Source organism: Aeromicrobium phoceense, assembly GCF_013868155.1.
Taxonomy (GTDB): domain Bacteria; phylum Actinomycetota; class Actinomycetes; order Propionibacteriales; family Nocardioidaceae; genus Aeromicrobium; species Aeromicrobium phoceense.
In genome coordinates this window covers 1716078-1738368 of sequence record NZ_JACEOG010000001.1, presented here as the reverse complement: position 1 = coordinate 1738368, position 22291 = coordinate 1716078, and the positions used below count along the sequence as shown (strand labels likewise).

The window sequence follows — 22291 nt, the reverse complement described above, 5'->3', positions numbered from 1 at the left end:
TCCAGCGTAGCGTCAGGCCAGGAACAGCTTCGAGACGTCGACGCCGGCCAGCACGTGCACGTGTGCGTGGAAGACGGTCTGTCCCGCATTCTCCCCGGTGTTGAACACCAGGTTGTAGTCCTCGTACCCCTCCTGCGAGGCCACCACACGCGTCTGGGCCAGCAGCTCGGCCGCGACGGCCGGCTCCGCCGACGCGAGGGAGGCCGCGTCGCGCTCGTGCACCTTGGGCACGACGAGCACGTGCACCGGCGCCTTCGGGTTGATGTCCCGGAACGCGATCGTGTGCTCGGACTCGGCGACGACGTCGGCCGGGATCTCGCCCGCGACGATCTTGCAGAAGATGCAGTCAGCAGCCATGCGCCGACTCTAGCGACCGGCTCACTTGAAGGCGTCGCGGATGCGGCCGAAGACGCCGGAGCGCGAGTTGTGGCCCACGACCGGGTCGACGTGCTCCTCGCCGCGCGCGGCGGCGAGCCTCTCGAGCAGCTCGCGCTGCTCGGCGTCGAGCTCGCGCGGGGTCTCCACCACGACGTGCACGGTGAGGTCGCCGCGGCCCGAGCCGCGCAGGCGCGGGACGCCGAAGCCACGGGCCACCACGGTCTCGCCCGACTGGGTGCCCGGCGGCACCTCGATCGGCACGGAGCGCTCGGCGTCGTCGACCTCGTCGCGCTCCGCGTCGAGGGTGGGCAGGTCGATGCGGGTGCCCAGCGCGGCAGCGGTCATCGGCACCGTGATCTGGCACGCGAGGGCGTCGCCCTGGCGCGTGAAGACGGGGTGGCGGGCCACCTTGACCTCGATGTAGAGGTCGCCGGCCGGGCCACCGCCCGCGCCGACCTCGCCCTCACCGGCGAGCTGGATCCGGTTCCCGTCGTCGACACCGGCGGGCACGTTGACCTGCAGGCTGCGGCGCGAGCGGACGCGGCCCTCGCCGTTGCACTCGCGGCAGGGGTCGGGGATGACCGTGCCGTAGCCGTGGCACGTGGGGCACGGACGCGAGGTGCGGATGTCACCGAGCAGCGAGCGCTGGACGTGGTGGACGTTGCCGTGGCCGTGGCAGGTGCCGCACGTGACCGGCTCGGAGCCCTCGTTCGCGCCGGTGCCGTCGCAGACCTCACACGTCACCGCGGTGTCGACCTTGATCTCGCGGCTGACGCCGAACGCGGCCTCCGCGAGGGAGATCGACAGGCGCAGCAGCGCATCCTGGCCGCGCTGCACGCGCGGGCGCGGACCGCGCGAGGACGTCTGACCGAAGAACGCGTCCATGATGTCGTCGAAGCTGAAGCCCTGGCCGAAGCCGCCGCCCATGCCGCCACCGCCGGACAGCGGGTCGCCGCCGCGGTCGTAGACGGCGCGCTTCTGCGGGTCGGACAGCACCTCGTAGGCGGTGGTGACCTCCTTGAAGCGCTCGGACGCGTCGGGGGCGTCGTTGACGTCCGGGTGCAACTGGCGGGCCAGCCGGCGGTACGCCTTCTTCAGCTCCTCCGGGGTCGCCTCGCGGGACACGCCCAGCAGTTCGTAGTAGTCCAAGGTCTCTTTCTCTCTCGCAATTCCTGGGGTGGATCGCTCAGCCGTCGGCGAGGATCCGCCCGACGTAGCGGGCGACGGCGCCGACGGCGGCCATCGTGGCGGGGTAGTCCATGCGCGTCGGTCCCATGGTGCCCAGTTGGGCGAAGCTCTCGCCGTCGGGTCCGTAGTTGCTGGACACGACGGCCGTGCCCGACAGGTCGTCGCGGCCCGTCTCGCGCCCGATCCGCACGTGCGGTCCGACCGTGGCCTCACCGAGCAGGTGCAGCAGCACGACCTGCTCCTCCATCGCCTCCAGCACGGGACGGATCGCGGTGTCGAAGTCAGCGCCGAAGCGCGCGAGGTTCGCCGTGCCGCCGACGGCCACCCGCTCGTCGGAGCGCTCGTTGGAGAACGTGTTCGCCAGGGTCGTGACGATCGAGGTGACGACCGGGCGGTCGTCGGTGGCGAACGTGTCGATCAGCTCGGCCAGCCGCAGCGAGGCCTCGGGCAGCCGCTCGCCCAGCGTGGCGCGGACGATGCGCGACTTGAGGTCGCTCAGCAGGCCCTCGCCGGGGGTCTGCGCGAGCTCGACGATGCGCTGCTCGACGCGGCCGCTGCTGGTGATCACGACGATCAGCACGCGCGAGCCCTCGAGCGCGACGAGCTCCACGTGACGGACGGTGGAGCGCGTGAGCGACGGGTACTGGACGATCGCGACCTGGTTCGTCAGCTGCGCGAGGATCTTCACGCTGCGCATGACGATGTCGTCGACGTCGATGGCGCCCGAGAGGAACGTCTCGATGGCGCGGCGCTCGGCGACCGAGAGCGCCTTGACCTCGGCCAGCCGGTCGACGAACATCCGGTAGCCCTTGTCGGTGGGGATCCGGCCGGCGCTGGTGTGCGGCGCCGTGAGGTAGCCCTCGTCCTCGAGGGCCGCCATGTCGTTGCGGATCGTGGCCGACGAGACGCCGAGGCGGTGACGCTCGACGAGCGCCTTGGAGCCGACGGGCTCCTGCGTGGCGACGTAGTCCTCGACGATCGCTCGCAGGACGTTGAGCCGACGGTCCTCGATCACGCTGTCACCTCCCACGCTGCTGGCACTCGAACCTGACCAGTGCCAGTCTACCGAGGTCGTCGAGGGCGGTGCGCCTGCGCGGAGGCCGCCGGGCGGCATGGCAACCTGTCGGGGTGAGTGAGGTCTCCGTACGCCCCGACGGCGCGATCGAGGTCGCCGACGGCGGCCAGGTGCTCGTGTACACCGCCTACGCCGTGACGGCCCCCGACGGGACCACCGTCGCGCACGAGTCGCGCGGCGGGACGATGGCCGCGGTCTGGGCGAGTGCCGTGGGCGAGGCCTTCGTCGAGGTCAGCCACCTCGGCCACGGCCCCGAGGGCGGCGAGCTGGTCATGGTGGTCACCCGGCCCGGCCACTCCCCCGACGTCGCGCTGGGCGCACTCGTCACCGACGAGATCCCCGCCACCGTGCCCGAGAGCTGGCCCGCGGCGGTCGACCTGGCGATCGGGCTGATCGTGCACGACACCCTCGACAGCGGCACCAAGGACGACGTCGAGGACTTCCACCAGCGACTCCTGGGAGTGTGGTTCGGCCATGGCTGACCGCTACGGCTCCGACGTCCTCTCCGGCGACTGGCGCCGGCCCGCCCGCGGCCGCTCCACCGAGGTGGCCGCCGACACCGGCCTCGTCGTGGAGGAGGCCTCCACGGGCTTCGTCGGCGAGATCATGCGCGTCGAGCGCGACCTCGGCACGGTCCAGCTCGAGGACCGGCGCCTGCGACGCAAGGTCTTCCCGCTCGGCCCCGGCTTCCTCCTGGAGGGCAAGCCGGTCGTGCTGGTCGCCCCCACGCCGAAGGGGAAGGCCGCGCCCACCCGCACCGCCTCGGGCTCGCGGATCGCCGCCGACACCCGGGCGAAGGTCGCGCTGCCCAGCCGGATCTACGTCGAGGGCCGCCACGACGCCGAGCTCGTCGAGAAGGTCTGGGGCGACGACCTGCGCGCCGAGGGCGTGGCCGTGGAGTACCTCAACGGCATCGACGACCTGGCGGCGATCGTCCGCGACTTCTCCCCCGGTCCGAAGCGCCGGCTCGGCGTGCTCGTCGACCACCTGGTGCCCGGCTCGAAGGAGCAGCGTCTCGCCGACGAGGTCGCGCACGTGCCGCACCTGCTCGTGGTCGGGCACCCCTACGTCGACGTCTGGCAGTCGATCAAGCCGCAGCGGCTCGGCATGGACGCCTGGCCGACGATCCCGCGGAGCATCGAGTGGAAGCGCGGCATCTGCGCCCACCTCGGCTGGCCGCACGACGACCAGGCCGACATCGCGCGGGCCTGGAAGGCGATCCTCGGCCGGGTCGACTCCTGGACCGACCTCGAGCCCGCGTTCCTGGGCCGGGTCGAGGAGCTCATCGACTTCGTCACCTCGCCCTGAGCAGCTGCAGCTTCCACAGCCCCACGGAGAGCAGCCCCAGCACCAGCGGCCCCGCGATCGTGATGGTGCGCCAGATCACGAAGCCCGCCACGAGCTCGGCCTCGTCCGCGCCGGCCTCGATCGCCAGCAGGGTCGCGACGACGACCGCGTCGAGGATGCCCAGCCCCGAGAAGGGGAACAGCGTCAGCGGGTAGGCGACGAGGAAGGCCACGAGCACCTCGATGGCGGGAACCTCCGACGCGGTGACCCCGACGAACCGCAGCGACGCGACGATCAGCGTCGCATCGACGACGACCATCGCCACGAGGGCGAGCACCGAGCGCGGCAGTGCCCACGGGACGCGGTCGACGACGCGCCCGCGGAAGTCCGCCGCCCAGGCAGCCCACGCCTCGGGGTCGACCCCGTGGCGCATCCGTCCGACGAACCGTCCCAGCCGGCGGGCGAAACCCACCGTGAACGCCTCGCCGCGGAACGCCAGCCACACGACGGCCAGGAGTGCGGCACTCACCGAACCGCTCAGGACGGCGGGGACGAACTCGCCGAGGTAGAACGTGCCGAGAGCGAGCATCAGCGCGATCCCCAGCAGCGGCGCGCCGAATCGCACCACGTAGAACGTCACGGTGTTCATGACGGTGCCGGCCAGGCCCGCCGGCGCCGGGATCCCCCAGGACCCGAACATCGCCAGCCGCAGCACGACGTCGGAGGGCGGCGGGGCGACCGTGGTCATCAGGATGGCCGCCTGGTCGTTCTGCATGGCCCTGATCGGCGGACACCCCGGGATGAAGAGGGCGAGCGGCAGGGCATTGAGGAACTGACGCACCAGCAGCCCGATCACGAGGACGGCGAACTGCCACGGCGCGAGCTTGGCGATCGCGGTGCGGACCTGCTCCCAGTCGATGTCGCCCAGCAGCCCGCGGATCACCACGACGATGACCGTCAGCAGGACCGCGACCAGGCCGAGCCGCACCCAGCGTCGGCGCGCTCCTGACTCCTCAGGCATCGAGCGGGTCGCGGATGATCGGGCACGTCATGCAGTGCCCGCCCCCGCGGCCGCGGCCGAGCTCGGCTCCGACGATCTCGATCACCTCGATGCCGGCCTTGCGCAACAGCGAGTTCGTGTGGGTGTTGCGGTCGTAGGCGATGACGACGCCCGGCTCCAGCGCGACGAGGTTGTTGCCGCTGTCCCACTGCTGGCGCTCGGTGTCGTACTCGCTGCCGCCGGTCTCGACGATCTGGAACTTCTCCACCCCGAGGGCCTCGGCGACGACGTCGACGAAGAGCGCGTCCTCGTGGTCGATGACCTCGATGCCGGGCAGTCCCTCGCCGGGCAGGATCGTGAACGCGTGGATCGTGTTGACGATCTCGGGGTAGATCGTGACGACGTCGCGGTCGGCGAACGTGAAGACGGTGTCGAGGTGCATGGCGGCGCGCAGCTTCGGCATGCCGGCGACGATGACCTTCTCGGCCGCGCCCTGGTCGAACAGGGCCTTCGCCAGCTGGGTGATGCCCTGGCGCGACGAGCGCTCGCTCATCCCGACCAGCACGACGCCGTTGCCCGGAACCAGGACGTCGCCGCCCTCGACCGTGGCGGTCCCCCAGTTCTCCTCGGGGTCGCCCCACCAGACCTTCGACCCGGCGAAGTCGGGGTGGAACTCGTAGATGGCCTTCATCAGGAGCGTCTCGTCCTTGCGGGCGGCCCAGTACAGCGGGTTCAGCGTCAGACCGCCGTGCACCCAGCACGTCGTGTCGCGCGTGTACAGCGTGTTCGGCAGCGGAGGCATGAGGTACTCGTGACCGCCGTGCGCCTCGCGGACGAGGGCGCGGTAGCCCGGGGCCAGGTCGCGCGGGAGGTCGCGGGTGGACAGGCCGCCGATGAGGAACTTCGTCAGCTCGTCGGCCGGCAGCTCGTCGAGGTAGCCGCGGGTCTCCTCCACGAGGCCGATCCCGACCTCGTTCGCCACGATCTTGCGGTCGAGCAGCCAGGCTCGCGCGGTGCGGTCGGCCATCGTCGCGGAGAGCACGTCGTGCAGCTCGACCACGTCGATCTCGCGCTCACGCATCTTGTCCACGAAGTCCTCGTGGTCGCGCTGGGCGTTCTGCACCCACAGGACGTCGTCGAACAGCAGGTCGTCGCAGTTCGACGGCGTCAGCCGCTCGTGCGCCAGTCCGGGCGCGCAGACGAGCACCTTGCGGAGGCGGCCGACCTCGGAGTGGACGCCGTAGGCGTCGGAGGGCTGCGTCATGAGACTCCTTCGGGACGTGGGATCACACGGTGATCCCGCCGGTGAGCAGTTGGTAGAGGGCGACCACCGCACCGATGGCGATGACCACGAACAGCGCCAGCTCGGCCGGGGTGAACACCCGCAGGCGGCGCTCGCGGCGCGCGACGACGAACAGCACCGCGGCGGGCGCGTAGACCAGGCACGAGAGCAGCAGGAACTCCAGCCCCGCCGCGATGAACAGGAAGATCGCGTACGCGGAGGCGACGGCGGCGAACACCAGGTGCTTGCGCCGCTCGGCGGAGTCCTCTGCCTCGTACGTCTCGCCGCTCAGTGCGAGCTTCAGCGCGTACGCCGCCGCCAGCAGGTAGGGCACGAGCGCGAGACTCGTGGTGAGGTCCAGCATGAAGTCCAACGAGTCCTCGATGAACAGCGTCAGGGCCAGCAGCACCTGAACGCCGATCGACGTCGCGACCAGCGCGGCGATGGGGGTGCCCGCAGCGTTCTCCCGACCGAGGAACCTGGGCATGTCGTCGCTGCGGGCCGGGATGAACACGACCTCCGCCGCCATCAGCGTCCACGCCAGGTAGGCACCGAGAACCGACACGATGACGCCGATGCTGATGAACCACTTGCCCCACGGGCCGACGGCCTGCTCGAACAGCCCGATCATCGACGGCTGAGGGGTCCCCACGATCTCTGCCTGGCTGAAGGCGCCGTAGGAGACCATGGTCACGAGCGAGAAGATCGCGAGGACGCTGAGGAACCCCAGCACCGTCGCGCGGCCGACGTCCTCGCGTCGCTGGGCGTAGCGGGAGTAGACGCTGGCGCCCTCGATCCCGATGAACACGAACGTCGTGATGATCATCGTGTTCTTGACCTGCTCGGTGAGGGTGCCCAGATCGTCGTAGGCGAAGAAGTTGTCGCTGAAGACGCCTGCGTCGAACTGGAAGCCCAGCACGACGATGAACGTCAGGATCGGGATGACCTTGCAGATCGTGACGATCCGGTTGATGACCGCCGCGTCACGCACGCCCCGGGCGATGAGGTAGTGGAACACCCACACGCCGATGGTCGACACCGCCACGGCCAGCAGCGTGTCGCCCTCCCCGAACTCGGGGAAGAAGAAGCCGATCGTCGCCGTGATGAAGATCCAGTAGAACGCGTTGCCCGCCATCGTGCTGGCCCAGAAGCCCACGGCGGAGTTGAAGCCGGCGTAGTCCCCGAAGCCCGCCTTGGCGTAGATGAACACGCCGGAGTTCAGCTCGGGCTTGCGGATCGCGAGGGTCTGGAAGCAGAAGGCGAGCATGAGCATGCCGGTGCCGGCGACGGTCCATGCGATCAGCGCACCGGCGACCCCGGTGGCCGTGCCGAAGCGCGCCGGGAGCCCGAAGACTCCAGCGCCGACCATGGACCCGATGACCATGGCCGTGAGGACCGGTCGGCTGACCTTGCCGGTCGACCCGCCCTGGGCGGTGGTGACCTCCGTGTCCCCCATTCGCTGAACGTAGCGCAGTGCGACGTCTGCCGAACAGGCCTCACTCGCCGCCGACGGCCTCCAGGACCACGCGGTCGGCCATCAACCGACCCGAACGAGTGAGCACGACGCGATCGCCGAGCGGCTCGAGCCAGCCCGCCTCGATGAAGGGGTCGACGTCGCCGAGCAGCGCCGGCTCGATCCCCTCGGCCAGCCGGATGCGCAGCATCACGTCCTCGAGGTGGCGGGCCTGCGCATCGGGCCGCTCGCCGTCGGCGCGCGGCGACTCCCCCGCGGCGAGGCGCTGGGCGTAGGCGGCGGGGTGCTTGACGTTCCACCAGCGCTCGCCGTCGACGAAGGAGTGGGCGCCCGGGCCGACGCCCCACCACTCGCCGCCGTTCCAGTAGCCCACGTTGTGACGACACTGCGCCGCCTCGTCGCGAGCCCAGTTCGACAGCTCGTACCAGCTCAGGCCGGCGGCCTCGAGCAGGTCGTCGGCGAGCAGGTACTTGTCGGCGGTCTCGTCGTCGTCGGGCATGACCACCTCGCCGCGGCGCACCTTGCGCGCGAACGCGGTGCCCGCCTCGACGATCAGGGCGTAGGCGCTGATGTGGTCGGGCTCCATCTCCAGCGCCGACTCGACCGTGTGGCGCCAGTCGTCCATCGACTCCGACGGCGTGCCGTAGATCAGGTCGAGGCTGACCTGCTCGAAGCCGGCCTCGCGAGCCCACGCCACGGCCTGCGGGACGCGCTCGGGATCGTGGGTGCGGTCGAGCACCGAGAGCACGTGCCGCACGGCCGACTGCATGCCGAAGGAGATCCGGGTGAACCCGCCCTCGCGCAGCTCGGCCAACGACTGCGGCGAGACGCTGTCGGGGTTGGCCTCGGTGGTGACCTCGGCGCCCGGTGCGAGCCCGAGGCGGTCGTCGACGGAGCGCAGGAAGCGCACGAGGTCGCCCGCGGCCACCTGCGACGGCGTGCCGCCGCCCACGAACACCGTGTCCACGGTGCGCTCGGGCACGAGGGCCAGCTCGCTCAGCGCGGCCTCGATGTAGGTCGACCGGGAGGCGCCCACGACGTCCGGCCCGCCGAGCTCGTCGGCGGTGTACGTGTTGAAGTCGCAGTAGCCGCACCGCACGGAGCAGAACGGCACGTGCAGGTAGATGCCGAACGCCACGTCCCCAGCGTACGGGGCGGCCCCGCGGTCAGGCCCCGGCGTAGAAGCCGTCGAGGACGTCGGAGTAGCGGTCCTCCACGACGCGCCGCTTCACCTTCATGCTCGGCGTGATCTCACCGGACTCGATCGAGAGGTCGTGGTCCAGCACGGCCCACTTCTTGATCGTCTCCCACGGGTTGAGCTTGGCGTTGAGCTCCTCGATGTCCTGCGCGATCTGCTGCTGGATCCCCGGCGACGAGACGATCTCCTGGTAGGACTTGCCCTCCATGCCGTGGTTCGCGGCCCAGGCGTCGACCGCGTCGGGGTCGAGCGTGATGAGCGCCGAGCAGAACTTGCGGTCGTTGCCGTGGACCACCATCTGGCTGGCCAGCGGGCAGACCGCCTTGAACGCGCCCTCGATGTGCGACGGCGCGACGTACTTGCCGCCCGACGTCTTGAACAGGTCCTTCTTGCGGTCGGTGATCCGCAGGTAGCCGTCGGCGTCGAACTCGCCGATGTCGCCCGTGGCGAGCCAGCCGTCGTCGACCAGCGCGGAGGCGGACTCGGAGTCCAGGTTGTGGTAGCCACGCATGACGCCGGGGCCCTTGATGAGGATCTCGCCGTCGGTCGCGATCTTGACCTCGGTGCCCGGGAAGGGGCGGCCGACGGTGCCGATGCGGTAGTCGTCGGGGTGACCGACCACGGCACCCGCCGAGGTCTCGGTGAGGCCGTAGCCCTCGAGCACCAGGATGCCCGCGGCGTGGAACCACTCGGCGATGTCGGTGGACAGCGCCGCGGCCCCGGAGATGAAGAAGCGGACCCGGCCGCCGAAGCGGTCGCGGACCTTGGAGAAGACCAGCTTGTCGGCGAGGGCGTGCTGCGCCTTGAGCGGCAGCGGCACGGGCTTGCCGGCCCGCTCGAGGCGCGACTTCTGCAGGCCGACGCGCTCGGCCCAGTGGAAGAGCTTGAGCTTGGCGCCGCCCTCCTCCTCCATCATGCCGACGATGCGGCCGTAGGCCTTCTCGAAGATGCGCGGCGCGGCGCCCATGAAGGTGGGCCTCACGACGGCGAGGTTCTCCACGATCTTCGGCACGCGGCCGTCGACCGCGCACGGGAACCCGACGGCGAGCTGCGTCGTGAGCAGCACCTTGCCGAACGAGTGCGCCATGGGCAGCCAGCGGTACTCAAGGTCGTCGATCGTGAGCAGGCCCGGCGCGGCGACGGCGGCACCCTCGTAGGTCCAGCAGTCGTGGACGAGGCGGACGCCCTTGGGTCGTCCGGTGGTGCCTGACGTGTAGATCAGGGTGGCCAGCGACTCGGGTCCGGTCGCGGCGATGCGCTCCTGCACGACGCCCGGGTGGTCGGCGAGGTACTTCTCGCCCTGGGCGAGGAGGTCGTCGAGCGAAATCACCCAGTCGCCGTCGGTCTCGCCCTCGAAGGCGACGACCTTCATGACCTGCGGCAGCTCGGATCGGCCGTCGCGCAGCTTCGCGACCTGGGCGTCGTCCTCGGCGAACACGACGCGACTGTCGGAGTCGGACAGGATGTAGACGACGTCAGGAGTGACGGTGCTCGGGTAGACCGTGGTGGTCGCCGCGCCGGCGGAGTTGATCGCCAGGTCGGCCAGGATCCACTCGATGCGGGTGCCGGACGCGATCGCGACCCGCTCCTCGGGCTCGATGCCCAGCGCGACGAGGCCCGCCGCGAGCTTCGAGACCTGCTCACCGGCCTGGTTCCAGGTCAGCGAGTGCCAGCTCTCGTCGGCATCGGGGTAGCGGAACGCCTCGCGAGGCCCGGAGGCCTCGACGCGGCCGAAGAACAGCTCGCCGACGTTGCGAGCGCGGTTCTGGACGATCAAGAGCTGGTCGGCTTCGGAAACAGCCATTGGAGTTCTCCCGGGGACGGACGGCAAGCGTGTGATGCAGGTCACCCTATACGTGCGGAGGGCCCCGTTACCGCTCAGTCACGAAATCACCCCGGGCGCGGCACCGCCCACCCTGTGCGGGCAGCGGAGCGGCGGGCGAGCGGCTCAGCTCTGCTTGGTGTCGCCGGTGGAGAGCGCGGCGATGAACGCCTCCTGGGGGACCTCGACGCGGCCGACCATCTTCATGCGCTTCTTGCCCTCCTTCTGCTTCTCCAGCAGCTTGCGCTTGCGGCTGATGTCGCCGCCGTAACACTTGGCGAGCACGTCCTTGCGGATCGCGCGGATGTTCTCGCGGGCGATGATCCGCGCGCCGATGGCGGCCTGGATCGGCACCTCGAACTGCTGGCGCGGGATGAGCTCCTTGAGCTTGCCGGCCAGGGCGACGCCGTACGAGTACGCGCTGTCGCGGTGCACGATCGCGCTGAAGGCGTCAACGGGCTCGCCCTGGAGCAGGATGTCGACCTTCACGAGGTCGGCGGCCTGCTCGCCGGACAGCTCGTAGTTGAGCGAGGCGTAGCCCTTCGTGCGCGACTTCAGCGCGTCGAAGAAGTCGAACATGATCTCGCCCATGGGCAGCGTGTAGCGGATCTCGACGCGGTCGTCGGAGAGGTAGTCCATGCCGCCGAGCTGGCCGCGCCGCGCCTGGCACAGCTCCATGATCGTGCCGATGTAGTCCGACGGCGCGAGGATCGTGGCGGACACGATGGGCTCGTAGACCTCGGAGATCTTGCCGGCGTTCGGGTACTCGCTCGGGTTCGTGACGGTGTGCTCGCTGCCGTCCTCGAGCTTCACCCGGTAGACGACGTTCGGCGCGGTCGAGATGAGGTCGAGGTTGAACTCGCGCTCGAGCCGCTCGCGCACGATCTCGAGGTGCAGCAGACCCAGGAAGCCGATGCGGAAGCCGAAGCCGAGCGCGCCGGAGGACTCGGGCTCGTAGACGAGCGCGGCGTCGTTGAGCTGGAGCTTCTCCAGCGCGTCGCGCAAGGTGGCGAAGTCGTCGCCGTCGATCGGGTACAGGCCGGAGAACACCATCGGGTTCGGGTGCTGGTAGCCGCCCAGCGGCTCGGCGGCGGGCTTGGTGGCCGAGGTCACCGTGTCGCCCACGCGGCTCTGGCGAACCTCCTTCACCCCGGTGATGAGGTAGCCGACCTCGCCGACGCCGAGGTGGTCGGCCTTCACGGGCTCGGGGCTGATGACGCCGACCTCGAGCATCTCGTGCACCGCGCCGGTGGACATCATCTTGATCCGGTCGCGGTGGCTGAGCTTGCCGTCGATCACCCGGACGTAGGTGACGACGCCGCGGTACGTGTCGTAGACGGAGTCGAAGATCAGCGCGCGCGGCGGCCCGTCGGGGTCGCCCTGGGGCGGCGGCACCTCGTCGACGATGAGGTTGAGCAGCGCCTCGACGCCCTGGCCCGTCTTGGCCGAGACGCGCAGCACGTCGTCGGGCTCGCCACCGATGATCCCGGCGATCTCCGCGGCGTACTTCTCCGGCTGCGCGCCGGGCAGGTCGATCTTGTTGAGCACGGGAATGATGTGCAGGTCCGCGTCCATCGCCAGGTAGAGGTTCGCCAGCGTCTGGGCCTCGATGCCCTGAGCGGCGTCGACCAGCAGGATCGCGCCCTCGCACGCCTCCAGGGACCGGCTCACCTCGTACGTGAAGTCCACGTGCCCGGGGGTGTCGATCATGTTGAGGATGTAGGTCGTGCCGTCGTCGTCACCGTCGGACTTGGTGAACGGCATCCGCACGGCCTGGCTCTTGATCGTGATGCCACGCTCGCGCTCGATGTCCATCCGGTCGAGGTACTGCGCGCGGGCGGCGCGCGCGTCGACGACGCCGGTGAGCTGGAGCATCCGGTCGGCGAGGGTCGACTTGCCGTGGTCGATGTGCGCGATGATGCAGAAGTTCCGCAGCAGTTCGGGCGGAGTCGACCCCACGGTGGGGGCAGGAGTGGAGCGCGTCATGGTGAGGTCCATTGTCCACGACCCGGGCACAGGTCGTGACCAGCGATCATCGCCAGGCGTATGCGATGACGACGTTGACCACGACCAGGGCTGCGACGACGTGGCCCCAGGGGTTCGGGGCGGGCAGCTTCTGCTTCATGAACGCGAGCGCCGTGGCGACCGCCGCGATGACGAGCTTGACGCCGACCTTGGCGTTGTTCGGGTCGTGCACGGTCTCGCTGGCCGAGCCGATCCCGGTGAGCACGATGCCGATCACCAGGGCCGTGGCGACGGCGTGCGCCATGCCCTTGGGGACCCGCGGGGCGCGGAGCGACATGGCCCACAGGACGAGGGCCGCGACCCAGCACGCGATGTGGACCCAGACGAGGATGTCGTAGAAGAGCTGCACGACCCGAGCGTACGAGACGGAGCGGATTTGAGGACCGGGTGCTCCCGCTGGTAGCATTGACGATTGCGTGTCCAGCCCACCGTACGACGGGCTCGGACGCGACCAAGACTTCTCATCACCGGAACGACGAAAGAAAAGGTTTGCCGTGGCGAACATCAAGTCGCAGATCAAGCGCAACCGGCAGAACGAGGCCGCGCGCGAGCGCAACAAGTCCGTGCGCTCCGCGCTGAAGACCGCCGTTCGCCGCTTCCAGGAGGCCGTCGAGGCCGGCAACACCGACGAGGCCAAGACCCTCGCCGCCGACACCGCGAAGAAGCTCGACAAGGCTGCTTCCAAGGGTGTCATCCACAAGAACCAGGCCGCGAACCGCAAGTCCGCGATCGCCAAGAAGGCCGCCTCGCTCTGATCTTCACGACAACGCCCCGCACCTGATGGTGCGGGGCGTTTTCGCGTTGCCTACGACGTGCGGGCGCGAGCCACGGCGATGTCGATGATCATCCGCTCGACGGCGTGGCCGGGCTCGGCGGAGCCGCCCTTGACTTGCAGGTCGGCGTGGGCGACGGCGTCGAGCGCCTGGCGCAGCGAGGCCTCGCTCCAGCCGCGGGCGCTCTGGCGCAGCGAGCGGATCTTGAACGGCGGTGCGCCCACCTCGCGCGCCAGGTCGGCGTCGCGCAGGCCGGGATCGGCGGTGGCGACCCGGGCCAGCTGGCGCAGCCCCGAGGCGAGCGCGGCGGTGATCAGCAGCGGGGCGACCTTGGCGGACTCGGCCCACCGCGCCCGCTCGAGCGCAAGGTCGAGCCGGCCGTCGAGGGCGGCATCGGCGATCTCGTAGCCGCGGACCTCGGCCCGGCCGCCGAAGTAGCGGCCGACCACCGTCGCGTCGAGCCGCTCGCCCTCGGCCAGGGTGGTGACGAGCTGGTCGACGGCGGCCGCGAGCGACCGCAGGTCGGAGCCGACGGCCGCGACGAGCAGGGCGGCGCCCTCGTCGTCGATGGCGCGCCCCTGCGTGCGGGCCTCCTGACGCACCCACGCGATGAGGTCGCGCTCGTACTTCGGCGCCTGCTGGGCGACCTCGGAGACGGCTGCGGTCTTGCGCAGCTTGTCGAGCAGGCCCTTGCCCTTGGCTCCCCCGCCGTGCACGAGCACGACGGCGGTGTCGTCGGACGGCGACGCGGCGTACTGGAGCAGCTCTCCGGCGACCTGCTCGCCGAGATCCTGCAGATCCGTGAGGACCACCGCGGTGGCCTGGCTGAACAGCGAGGCGCTGGTGAGGGCCGTGAACTCGCCGGGAGCCAGGGCCGAGGCGGCCGTCTCGGCGATCTCGGCCTCGGGAGCGGCTTCGCGGACCTGGGCCACGGCCTGGCGCTTGGCGCGGTCGGAGAGGAACTCGGAGTTGCCGGTGACCAGCAGGATCTTGCCGAACGGGTTCGCCACGTCCCGAGAATAGGTCACCGGGCCGACACGACGAGGCGCCCGTCGCGATCGAGGACGGCGATCGTGCCGGAGGTGTCGGTGCGCCACACCGCGACCCGCTGACGCGCGAGGTCGTCGAGCACCGCGGAGGTCGGGTGCCCGTGCGGGTTGTCCGCCCCGACGCCGACCAGCGCGACCGACGGACCGACCCGTTCGAGCAGTCCCTCCCAGCGGTCTGCGCTGCCATGGTGCGCCACCTTGAGGACGTCGGCGGACAGGTCGGCGTTGAGCCGGCCGAGGCCACGCTGGGCCTCCTCCCCCAAGTCACCGGTGAACAGGATCCGGTGTCCGCGCACGGTGGCCCGCACCACCACGCTCGCGTCGTTGCGCGCCTCGGGCGTCACACGGCCGGTGTCGGCCCGCGGCCAGAGCACCTCGAGGCCGACGTCACCCACCTTCACGTGCTGGCCCGCGAGCAGCCGGATCCGACGCGCGGCGGGCACCGAGGGACCGCCGGACGGGCCGTCGGCGAGCACGGCGACCTCACGGCCGCGCACCGCCCCACGCCAGCCGTCGACGTGGTCGGCGTCGCCGTGGGTGAACAGCAGCAGGGCGATGCGGTCGATCTCGAGCTCGGTCAGGCAGCGGTGGATGGGGCCGGGCTCCTGGCCGACGTCGATCACGATCGCCTCACCCGGTGCCGTGGGGACGACGAACCCGTCGCCCTGCCCGACGTCGCACGCCACGACCACCACGTCGCGCGGCGGCCAGCCGGGTGTCGGCGTGCGCACGATCGCGACCAGCAGCCCCAGGGTCATGCCGACCGCGAGCGCAGGGCGGCGCAGCAGCCACCACACGCCCCACCCGACCATCGGCGTGACGGGGATCAGCGTCCACCACGGCCAGGGCCACGTGATCGCGGCGCCCGGTGCGGAGGCACCGAGACGGGCCACCCGGACGATCACCGAGGCCGCCGCCCAGGCGACCGTGCCGGGCACCGGGGCGAGGGCGGGCGCCACGAGATCGACCAGGCCGGCCGCGAGGCCGGCAACCGTGGCCGGCGCGACCGCGGGCGCGACGACGATGTTCGCGAAGACGGCCACCATCGAGATCTCGCCGCTCAGCGACGTGGCGACCGGGAGGCACGCGAGGTGGGCCGCGATCGGCACCGCCACGGCGGTGGCGACGGGCAGCGGGAGCCAGTGCAGCCGGCGGGTCAGCACCGGCGTGGGCGCGATGATGCCCGCCGTGGCCGAGACCGAGAGGACGAAGCCGGGCCGGGTGGCCAGCCACGGGTCCAGCACCACCAGCGCCACGACCGACCACGCCAGGGCTCGCAGTCCGGCACCGCGGCTGCCGACGAGGAGCCCGGCGAGGGCGACCGAGCCCATCACCGCCGCGCGCTGGACGCTGGGCTCGGGTCGCGCGACGACCACGAACGCCACGACGGTCAGCACGCCGGCCACGAGGACGACGCGACGCGACGCCCCGACAGCGCGCAGGCCCAGGAGCACGATGCCGAGCACGATCGTCAGGTTCGCGCCGGACACCGCGAGCAGGTGGGTCAGGCCCGTGGTCGCGAACTCCTCACGCGTGCGGTCGGAGAGGCCCGACTCGTCCCCCGCGACGAGCGCGGGCACCAGCGCCGCCGCCTGGTCGTCCCGGTGGTCGACACCGTCACGGACGCCGTCGCGCACGACCTCGCTCCACCGCCACCACCACGGACCGGCGCCCACCGGGAGCCAGTCGTGCACCCTCAGTACGGCCGCCTCGTCGCTGTCGTCCGACGGCTGGAGCCCGGCACGGACCGTCAGCCGCGTCCCGGTGACGAAGCGCTCGGAGCCCTCCACGAAGGCCGTCGCCCGGACGCGGACGCGCCAGGTCCGGCCGCGCGACTCCACGACGCGCACGGTCACCGGCACCACCGTCCCCGCGCGGCCGGCACCTGCGAACACGCGCCCGTCCTCGCGGACGTGCACCTCCGCCCGCACCGTCGCCCCGCGCTCGGCCAGCTGGGTCACCGGCGAGGACTCGACGGCCGCCACGCGCCATCCGCACGTGGCCGCGACCACCACGAGGACCGCCGCAGGGAAGGCCAGCGAGGGCCGGCGCCACCCCCAGGCGAGCACCGCCACGGCGACCACGGCCACGACGAGCGACACAGGGACCGGGGCCCGGGTCAGAGCTGCTGCGGTCGCCCAGGCCGCGAGAGCAGCCGGGACGACGCGCAGGTCAGACCGAGACCCGGTCACGCAGGTCAGCCAGGGTCGCCTCGCCGATCCCCTTGACGTCCAAGAGGTCGTCGACGGAGCGGAACGGACCGTTCTCCTCGCGCCACGCGACGATCGACTCGGCCGTCACCGGTCCGACGCCGGGCAGCGAGTCCAGGGCCACCAGGTCCGCGGAGTTGAGGTTCACGACAGCGTCCGCCGGCCCCGCCGGGCCCGAGGCTCCCCCGGCCGGCGCGGCAGCCGGGGCACCGACCACCACCTGCTCCCCGTCGGTGAGCACGCGAGCAAGGTTGAGGGAGGCCGTGTCGACCTTGCCCTTGGTCCCGCCCGCGGCCTCGATCGCCTCGTGCACGCGCGACCCCGGCGGCAGCGTGACGATGCCGGGGCGCCGCACGCGGCCCGCGACGTCGACGACGAGCGTGCCCGCCGTGGCGCCCGCGGACGGCTCGGCGCCGGCGACTTCCACCCCCGAGGACGCCGGAACCGTGACCTCGTGGGGCCGCCCCGCCAGCAGCCACCACACGACGAGGACCGCCGCGGCGCCGCCCACGACGGCCGCGAACCGCACGTGACCGGGCCGCAGCAGGCGTCGGGAGAGATCGGGCCTGCGACGTCGCCCGGGCGGTGGCCGGTCAGGATCGGGAAGCGTGGCGTCGAAGGTCGCGGCCAGCTCGGCGAGGCGCTGCCGCGCGACCTGGGCGCGGGTCTCGGGCGGGACGGGGGCCATGTCGCGACCCTAGGAACGCCCCACGGGCGGCGGAACCACCCGCGCACGTCCTGTGGACCGCCGGTCCCGCGGCGGTGGTCCTGTGGACGGTCAGCGAGCGCTGACGGTGACCGCGATCATCCCGGGTCCGACGTGGGCCCCGATGTCGGCACCCACCTCGTCCACGCCGATCTCGGCGCGGTCCAGTCGCTGCGCGAGGGAGTGGGCCACCCCCACCGCCACCTGCTCGCTGGCCAGGTGCAGCACGCCGATGTCGTAGTCCCCGGGGTAGGTGCCCACCGTCTCGACGGCGAGCGTGACGAGTCGGGCCAGTGCCTTGGACGACGTGCGGACCTTCTCGAGGGGCGTCACCTCGCCGTCCTCCAGGGTGAGGATGGGCTTGACCGCCAGCGCGGACCCGATGAGCGCCGCGGCCCGGCCGATGCGGCCTCCGCGGCGCAGGTACTCGAGAGTGTCGACGTAGAGCAGGACGCGTGCCGAGCGGGCCGAGGCGACCGCGGCGGCCTCCACCTGCTCGGCGGTGCCGCCGGCGTCGCGCGCGCGGGCCGCGGCGCCCGCGGCGAAACCGGTGGCCAGTCCCGCCTGCATCGTGTCGACGACACGGACGGGGACGTCGACACGGTCGGCCGCGAGCCGGGCCGCGTCGACGGTGCCGGAGACCTTCGAGCTGATGTGGACCGACACGATCTCGTCGACGCCGGTGGACGCGAGGGCACGGTAGACGGCCTGGAACGTCTCGGGCGACGGCCGCGAGGTGCTCACCGGAACGGACTCGGTGAGCGCGTCGGCGATCATCTGGGACGTCACGTCGACGCCCTCGGTGTAGACCCGCGCGCCGATGATGACCGTGGTGGGCACGACCGTGATCCCCTCGCGTGCCGCGTCGTCGGGATCCAACGACGCGGTGGAGTCGGTCACGACGGCCACGGTCATGGCCGAAACCCTACCCAGCGGGGTCGCGCCGGTCGTCAGTAGACGTCCTTGGCGTAGCGGCCCTCCTCGGCCAGCCCGGCGAGCCAGTCGCGCGCACCGTCCCGGGACAGGCCCCCGTGGCGCTCGGCCAGGTGCAGCAGCGTGGCCTCGACGTCCTTGGCCATGTGCACGCGATCGCCGCACACGTAGAGGTGGGCGCCCTCGTCGAGCCAGCGCCACAGCTCAGTGCCCTGCTCGCGCATCCGGTCCTGGACGTAGACCCGCCGGTCCTGGTCGCGCGAGAACGCCGTGTCGAGCCGCGTCAGCACGCCGTCGCGCCGCAGCGACTCGAGCTCGTCGCGGTAGAGGAAGTCCGAGCTCGCGTTCCGGTCGCCGAAGAACAGCCAGTTCGGACCGGGCTCGCCGGCGAGCGCCCGATGCTGGAGGAACCCGCGGAACGGCGCGATGCCCGTGCCCGGGCCGATCATGATCGCGGCGGCGCCCGGGTCACCCGGTGGCCGGAAGTGGCGCTGGCGCTGCACGTGGATGCTCACGTCCTGCTCCCCCGCCCGGTCGGCGAGGTGGCTCGAGCAGATGCCGTGCCGCCACAGGCCGTGGACGCGGTGCCGGACCACCGAGACGGTCACCTGCACCTCGCGCGGGTCCTCGAGCGGGCTGGACGAGATCGAGTACTGCCGTGGGGTGAGCGGGCCGAGCACGGTGAGCCACTGATCGAGGCGCGCCAGCGTGGGGTGGTCGTGCAGCAGGTCCACGATCTGCCGGCCCCACGCCCACTCCTGCACCGCGAGCCGGTCGTCGGGATCGGGCAGGCCACTCACGGCGCCGCGATGGCGGTCGATGACCAGGCGCACGACGGCCGGCGTGATCGTGACCGGGTCGTACCGCTCGGCGAGCGCGTCGGAGAGGCGCACCGGCTCGCCGTCGGACTCCAGCAGGGCGTCGCCGTCCAGGCCGGTGAGCGTCAGCCAGGCGTCCACGTAGGCCGGGTCCACGCGTGGCGCCACCGCGAGAGCGTCGCCCGGCTCGTACTCGAGCGTGCCCTCGGGGAGGTGGAAGCCGAACCGGCGCACCTCCTTGGACGAGTCGGGAGTGGTCAGCAGCTCGTTGCGCGTCATCCGCGTGGCCAAGGGCCGGTTGCGCCCGTAGGCCGGGGTGTCGGGCTCGGCGACCGTGATCGTGTCGACGGCGCCCAGCGCCCGCCCGACGGAGTCGAGCCAGTCCGAGGCCGGCGCGTCGAAGGCCGGCTCGCAGTCGACGCGTGCGGCGAGGCGCTCGGCACCGAGGTCGGCCAGGCGCTCGTCGAGGCGGCGCCCGAACCCGCAGAAGTCGGCGTACGTGGAGTCGCCGAAGGCCAGCACGCTGTAGCGCAGCCCGGCGAGACGTGGCGCGTCCGCGAGGAGGCGCCAGAACGCCGCCGCCTCCGTGGGCGGATCGCCGTCGCCGGTCGTGCTCGTGACGAACAGGACCGTGCCGGTGAGGTCCTCGGGGCGGATGCCGGCGAGCGAGCGGTGGACCGCGGTGACGCCCCGACCGGACAGGAGTCGGACCAGCTCGGGGGCGTGGTCCTCGACCCGGCCCGTCTGCGACGCCGTGAGGATCGTGACGTCGGCGGACGCTTCCTGCGCCTCCGGCGCGATGGCGACGAGCACCTCGGCGAACCACGCGCGCACCTCCGGCGCGACCGGCGCCGACGGAGGCAGCGTGGGCGCGCGGTGCGTCATGGCGGCGAGGTAGCCGGCGAGCCAGGCCGTCTCCAGCTCGGACGGCTCCGCGCCGACCGGGGGCGCGACGGGCAGCCGGATCGGCGCGCGCTCCAGGCGTACCGCGCAGGCCTTGAACTCCGGTTGCAGCGAGTCGGGGTCGACCGCGTCGTTCGTGACCGCGTTGACCGCCAGACCCTCCCCCGTCATCTCGCCCCAGTGCATCGGCGCGAAGCACGTGCCGGGCAGCACGCGATCGGTGACGACGGCCGGCAGCACCGCCTCACCACGCCGCGAGACGATCCGCACCAACGAGCCCTCGCCGATGCCGAGGGCCGCCGCGTCGTCGGGATGGACCTCGACGAAGGGGTCGGGGTTGAGCCGGTTGAGCCGCGGGACCTTGCCGGTCTTGGTCATCGTGTGCCACTGGTGCGGCAGCCGACCGGTGTTGAGCACCACGGGGAAGTCGTCGTCGGGCAGCTCGGCCGGCGGCAGGTGCGGCCGGGCGTGGAACACGGCGCGCCCGTCGGGCATCGGGAACGAGATGTCGCCGTCCGTGACGTAGCGAACGGGATTACGACGCTCGCCGCCCGGCGGGCACGGCCACTGGAGCGGGCCCTCCCGCAGCCGCTCGTAGGTCGCTCCGCGCAGGTCGTAGCCGGTGGCCGGGTTGGCGAACGCGCGGATCTCCTCGAACACCTCCTCGGCGCTGTCGAAGGCGAAGGCCTCGCCGAAGCCGAGCCGCGTCGCGATGTCGGCGATGAGCCTCCAGTCGGGGCGGGCGTCGCCTGGCGGTGGACCGGCCGGCTGGCACAGGCTGAGGTTGCGCTCGGAGTTCACCATGACGCCCTCGGCCTCGGTCCAGAGCGCGGCCGGCAGCGCGACGTCGGCATGGGTGAGCGTCTCGTTCTCGGCGTAGGCGTCCTGCACCACCACGAGGTCGGCGGCGGCGAGCCCCTCCAGGACGGTGGACCGGTTCGCCACGGAGTGCGCGGGGTTGGTGCAGATGATCCACGCGGCCCGCACGTCGCCGGCCGCCATCTGCTCGAAGAGGTCGATCGTGCCGCGTCCCATTTCGTCGCGGATCGTGCCCGGTGCCAGGTCCCACACGTCCTCGCAGAACGCACGGTCGTCGGCCGAGACCACCGAGCGCTGCCCCGGCAGGCCGGGACCCATGTAGCCCATCTCGCGGCCGCCCATCGCGTTCGGCTGGCCCGTCAGCGAGAAGGGGCCTGAGCCCGGACGGCAGATCGCGCCGGTGGCCAGGTGCAGGTTGCAGATGGCGTTGGTGTTCCAGGTGCCGTGCGTGGACTGGTTGAGACCCATGGTCCAGCAGGTCATCCAGTCGCCCGCCTCGGCGATCCAGCCGGCGACCGTGCGCAGGTCGTCGGCGGCGATGCCGGTCGTGGCGGCGACGGTGTCGGGCGCGTAGTCGGCCAGCATCGCCTCGACGTCGTCCCAGCCGCGGGTGTGCCGGTCGACGAACTCGCGGTCGACGGCACCGGCCTCCACCAGCAGGTGCAGCAGCCCGTTGAGGAAGGCCAGGTCGGTACCGGGCCGGATCTGGCAGAAGAGGTCGGCCTTCTCGGCGGTCGCCGTGCGCCGGGGATCGACGACGACGAGGCGCGCACCGGCCTTGACCCGCTCCATCATCCGCAGGAACAGGATCGGGTGGGCGTCGGCCATGTTCGAGCCGATCACCAGGAACAGGTCGGCGTGGTCGAAGTCGTCGTAGGAGCCGGGCGGGCCGTCGGCGCCCAGCGACTGCTTGTAGCCGGTGCCAGCGCTGGCCATGCACAGCCGAGAGTTCGACTCGATGTTGACGGTGCGCAGGTAGCCCTTGGCGAGCTTGGTGGCGAGGTACTGAGCCTCCAGCGACATCTGGCCCGAGACGTAGAGCGCCACGGCGTCGGGTCCGTGCTCGTCGATCACGGCACGGAACCGGGTGGCGGCCTCGTCGAGTGCGGCCTCGATCCCGACCTCCGCGCGCTCGGACCCACGGTCGGAGCGCACCGAGGCCTTCTCCATGCGTCCCGGGGCGGCGAGCAGGTCGGCGGTGGTGGCGCCCTTCGTGCAGAGCCGTCCGGCGTTGGCGGGGTGGCTCGCCGTGCCCACGGCACCGGTGACCCGCACGGTGTCGTGCCGTCGCTCGACCTGGAGCGTCAGACCGCACCCGACGCCGCAGTAGCCGCAGACGGTGTCGACCATC

18 protein-coding genes are annotated in these 22291 nt (G+C 71.8%); 3 read left to right on the top strand and 15 right to left on the bottom strand.

Going from position 1 to position 22291, the window contains the following annotated elements; genetic code table 11:
- Nucleotides 1-12 precede the first annotated feature (12 nt).
- Genes H1W00_RS08415 through hrcA form a run of 3 tightly spaced genes read right to left on the bottom strand, consistent with a single transcriptional unit; the run spans nt 13 to nt 2581 of the window.
- Nucleotides 13-357, bottom strand: a complete 345-nt coding sequence (locus H1W00_RS08415) for a histidine triad nucleotide-binding protein (protein ID WP_181755295.1) — start codon at nt 355-357, stop codon at nt 13-15.
- Nucleotides 358-378: 21 nt separating this feature from the next.
- Entirely contained in the window at nt 379-1527 is a 1149-nt protein-coding gene (gene dnaJ, locus H1W00_RS08410) for a molecular chaperone DnaJ (RefSeq protein WP_181755294.1), read from the bottom strand.
- A 37-nt stretch (nt 1528-1564) separates the two neighbouring features.
- Nucleotides 1565-2581 (bottom strand): heat-inducible transcriptional repressor HrcA, encoded by a 1017-nt coding sequence (hrcA, locus tag H1W00_RS08405; protein WP_181755293.1) that lies wholly within the window; start codon nt 2579-2581, stop codon nt 1565-1567.
- 113 nt (nt 2582-2694) lie between these two features.
- On the opposite strand from hrcA, the gene H1W00_RS08400 reads away from it, so the two are divergent.
- Together H1W00_RS08400 and H1W00_RS08395 are read left to right on the top strand one after the other, a co-directional pair.
- Complete coding sequence (locus H1W00_RS08400; RefSeq protein WP_181755292.1) at nt 2695-3123, top strand: hypothetical protein; 429 nt, start codon at nt 2695-2697, stop codon at nt 3121-3123.
- Nucleotides 3116-3949, top strand: a complete 834-nt coding sequence (locus H1W00_RS08395) for a DUF3097 domain-containing protein (RefSeq protein ID WP_181755291.1) — start codon at nt 3116-3118, stop codon at nt 3947-3949. The genes H1W00_RS08400 and H1W00_RS08395 overlap by 8 nt, the downstream gene beginning before the upstream one ends.
- Here H1W00_RS08395 and H1W00_RS08390 read toward each other — a convergent pair.
- The 7 genes from H1W00_RS08390 to H1W00_RS08360 form a co-directional block, all read right to left on the bottom strand.
- On the bottom strand, nt 3936-4949 hold the full coding sequence (locus H1W00_RS08390; protein ID WP_181755290.1) for a lysylphosphatidylglycerol synthase domain-containing protein: 1014 nt from the start codon (nt 4947-4949) through the stop codon (nt 3936-3938). The two genes, H1W00_RS08395 and H1W00_RS08390, sit on opposite strands and share 14 nt — an antisense overlap.
- Entirely contained in the window at nt 4942-6192 is a 1251-nt protein-coding gene (locus H1W00_RS08385) for an arginine deiminase (RefSeq protein WP_181755289.1), read from the bottom strand. The genes H1W00_RS08390 and H1W00_RS08385 overlap by 8 nt, the downstream gene beginning before the upstream one ends.
- A 22-nt stretch (nt 6193-6214) precedes the next feature.
- The gene (locus H1W00_RS08380) at nt 6215-7666 is read right to left on the bottom strand and encodes a basic amino acid/polyamine antiporter (RefSeq protein ID WP_181755288.1); all 1452 of its coding nucleotides are present in this window, start codon (nt 7664-7666) and stop codon (nt 6215-6217) included.
- A gap of 40 nt (nt 7667-7706) precedes the next feature.
- Nucleotides 7707-8822, bottom strand: coding sequence for a radical SAM family heme chaperone HemW (gene hemW / locus H1W00_RS08375; protein ID WP_181755287.1), 1116 nt, complete (start codon nt 8820-8822; stop codon nt 7707-7709).
- A gap of 28 nt (nt 8823-8850) precedes the next feature.
- Complete coding sequence (locus H1W00_RS08370; protein WP_181755286.1) at nt 8851-10686, bottom strand: AMP-dependent synthetase/ligase; 1836 nt, start codon at nt 10684-10686, stop codon at nt 8851-8853.
- A gap of 144 nt (nt 10687-10830) precedes the next feature.
- Nucleotides 10831-12690: a translation elongation factor 4 gene (lepA, locus tag H1W00_RS08365; RefSeq protein WP_181755285.1), complete on the bottom strand. Its 1860-nt coding sequence runs from the start codon at nt 12688-12690 to the stop codon at nt 10831-10833.
- Between the two features lie 46 nt (nt 12691-12736).
- The gene (locus tag H1W00_RS08360) at nt 12737-13078 is read right to left on the bottom strand and encodes a hypothetical protein (protein ID WP_181755284.1); all 342 of its coding nucleotides are present in this window, start codon (nt 13076-13078) and stop codon (nt 12737-12739) included.
- 145 nt (nt 13079-13223) lie between these two features.
- Here H1W00_RS08360 and rpsT point away from each other — a divergent pair, with 145 nt between their 5' ends.
- Complete coding sequence (gene rpsT, locus H1W00_RS08355; protein ID WP_078698622.1) at nt 13224-13484, top strand: 30S ribosomal protein S20; 261 nt, start codon at nt 13224-13226, stop codon at nt 13482-13484.
- 50 nt (nt 13485-13534) lie between these two features.
- Here the strand turns inward: rpsT and holA are convergent, their stop codons facing one another.
- The 5 genes from holA to H1W00_RS08330 all read right to left on the bottom strand — a co-directional run bounded on the left by holA (nt 13535) and on the right by H1W00_RS08330 (nt 22290).
- Nucleotides 13535-14512, bottom strand: a complete 978-nt coding sequence (gene holA, locus H1W00_RS08350; RefSeq protein ID WP_181755283.1) for a DNA polymerase III subunit delta — start codon at nt 14510-14512, stop codon at nt 13535-13537.
- A 14-nt stretch (nt 14513-14526) separates the two neighbouring features.
- A complete protein-coding gene (locus tag H1W00_RS08345) occupies nt 14527-16743 on the bottom strand; it encodes a ComEC/Rec2 family competence protein (RefSeq protein WP_181755282.1) in 2217 nt (738 codons plus the stop codon).
- Nucleotides 16724-17449, bottom strand: coding sequence for a helix-hairpin-helix domain-containing protein (locus H1W00_RS08340; RefSeq protein ID WP_181755281.1), 726 nt, complete (start codon nt 17447-17449; stop codon nt 16724-16726). The genes H1W00_RS08345 and H1W00_RS08340 overlap by 20 nt, the downstream gene beginning before the upstream one ends.
- Before the next feature lie 90 nt (nt 17450-17539).
- Nucleotides 17540-18382 (bottom strand): DegV family protein, encoded by an 843-nt coding sequence (locus H1W00_RS08335; protein ID WP_181755280.1) that lies wholly within the window; start codon nt 18380-18382, stop codon nt 17540-17542.
- Nucleotides 18383-18417: 35 nt separating this feature from the next.
- Nucleotides 18418-22290, bottom strand: a complete 3873-nt coding sequence (locus H1W00_RS08330) for a bifunctional nitrate reductase/sulfite reductase flavoprotein subunit alpha (protein ID WP_181755279.1) — start codon at nt 22288-22290, stop codon at nt 18418-18420.
- Between the last annotated feature and the right edge of the window lies 1 nt (nt 22291).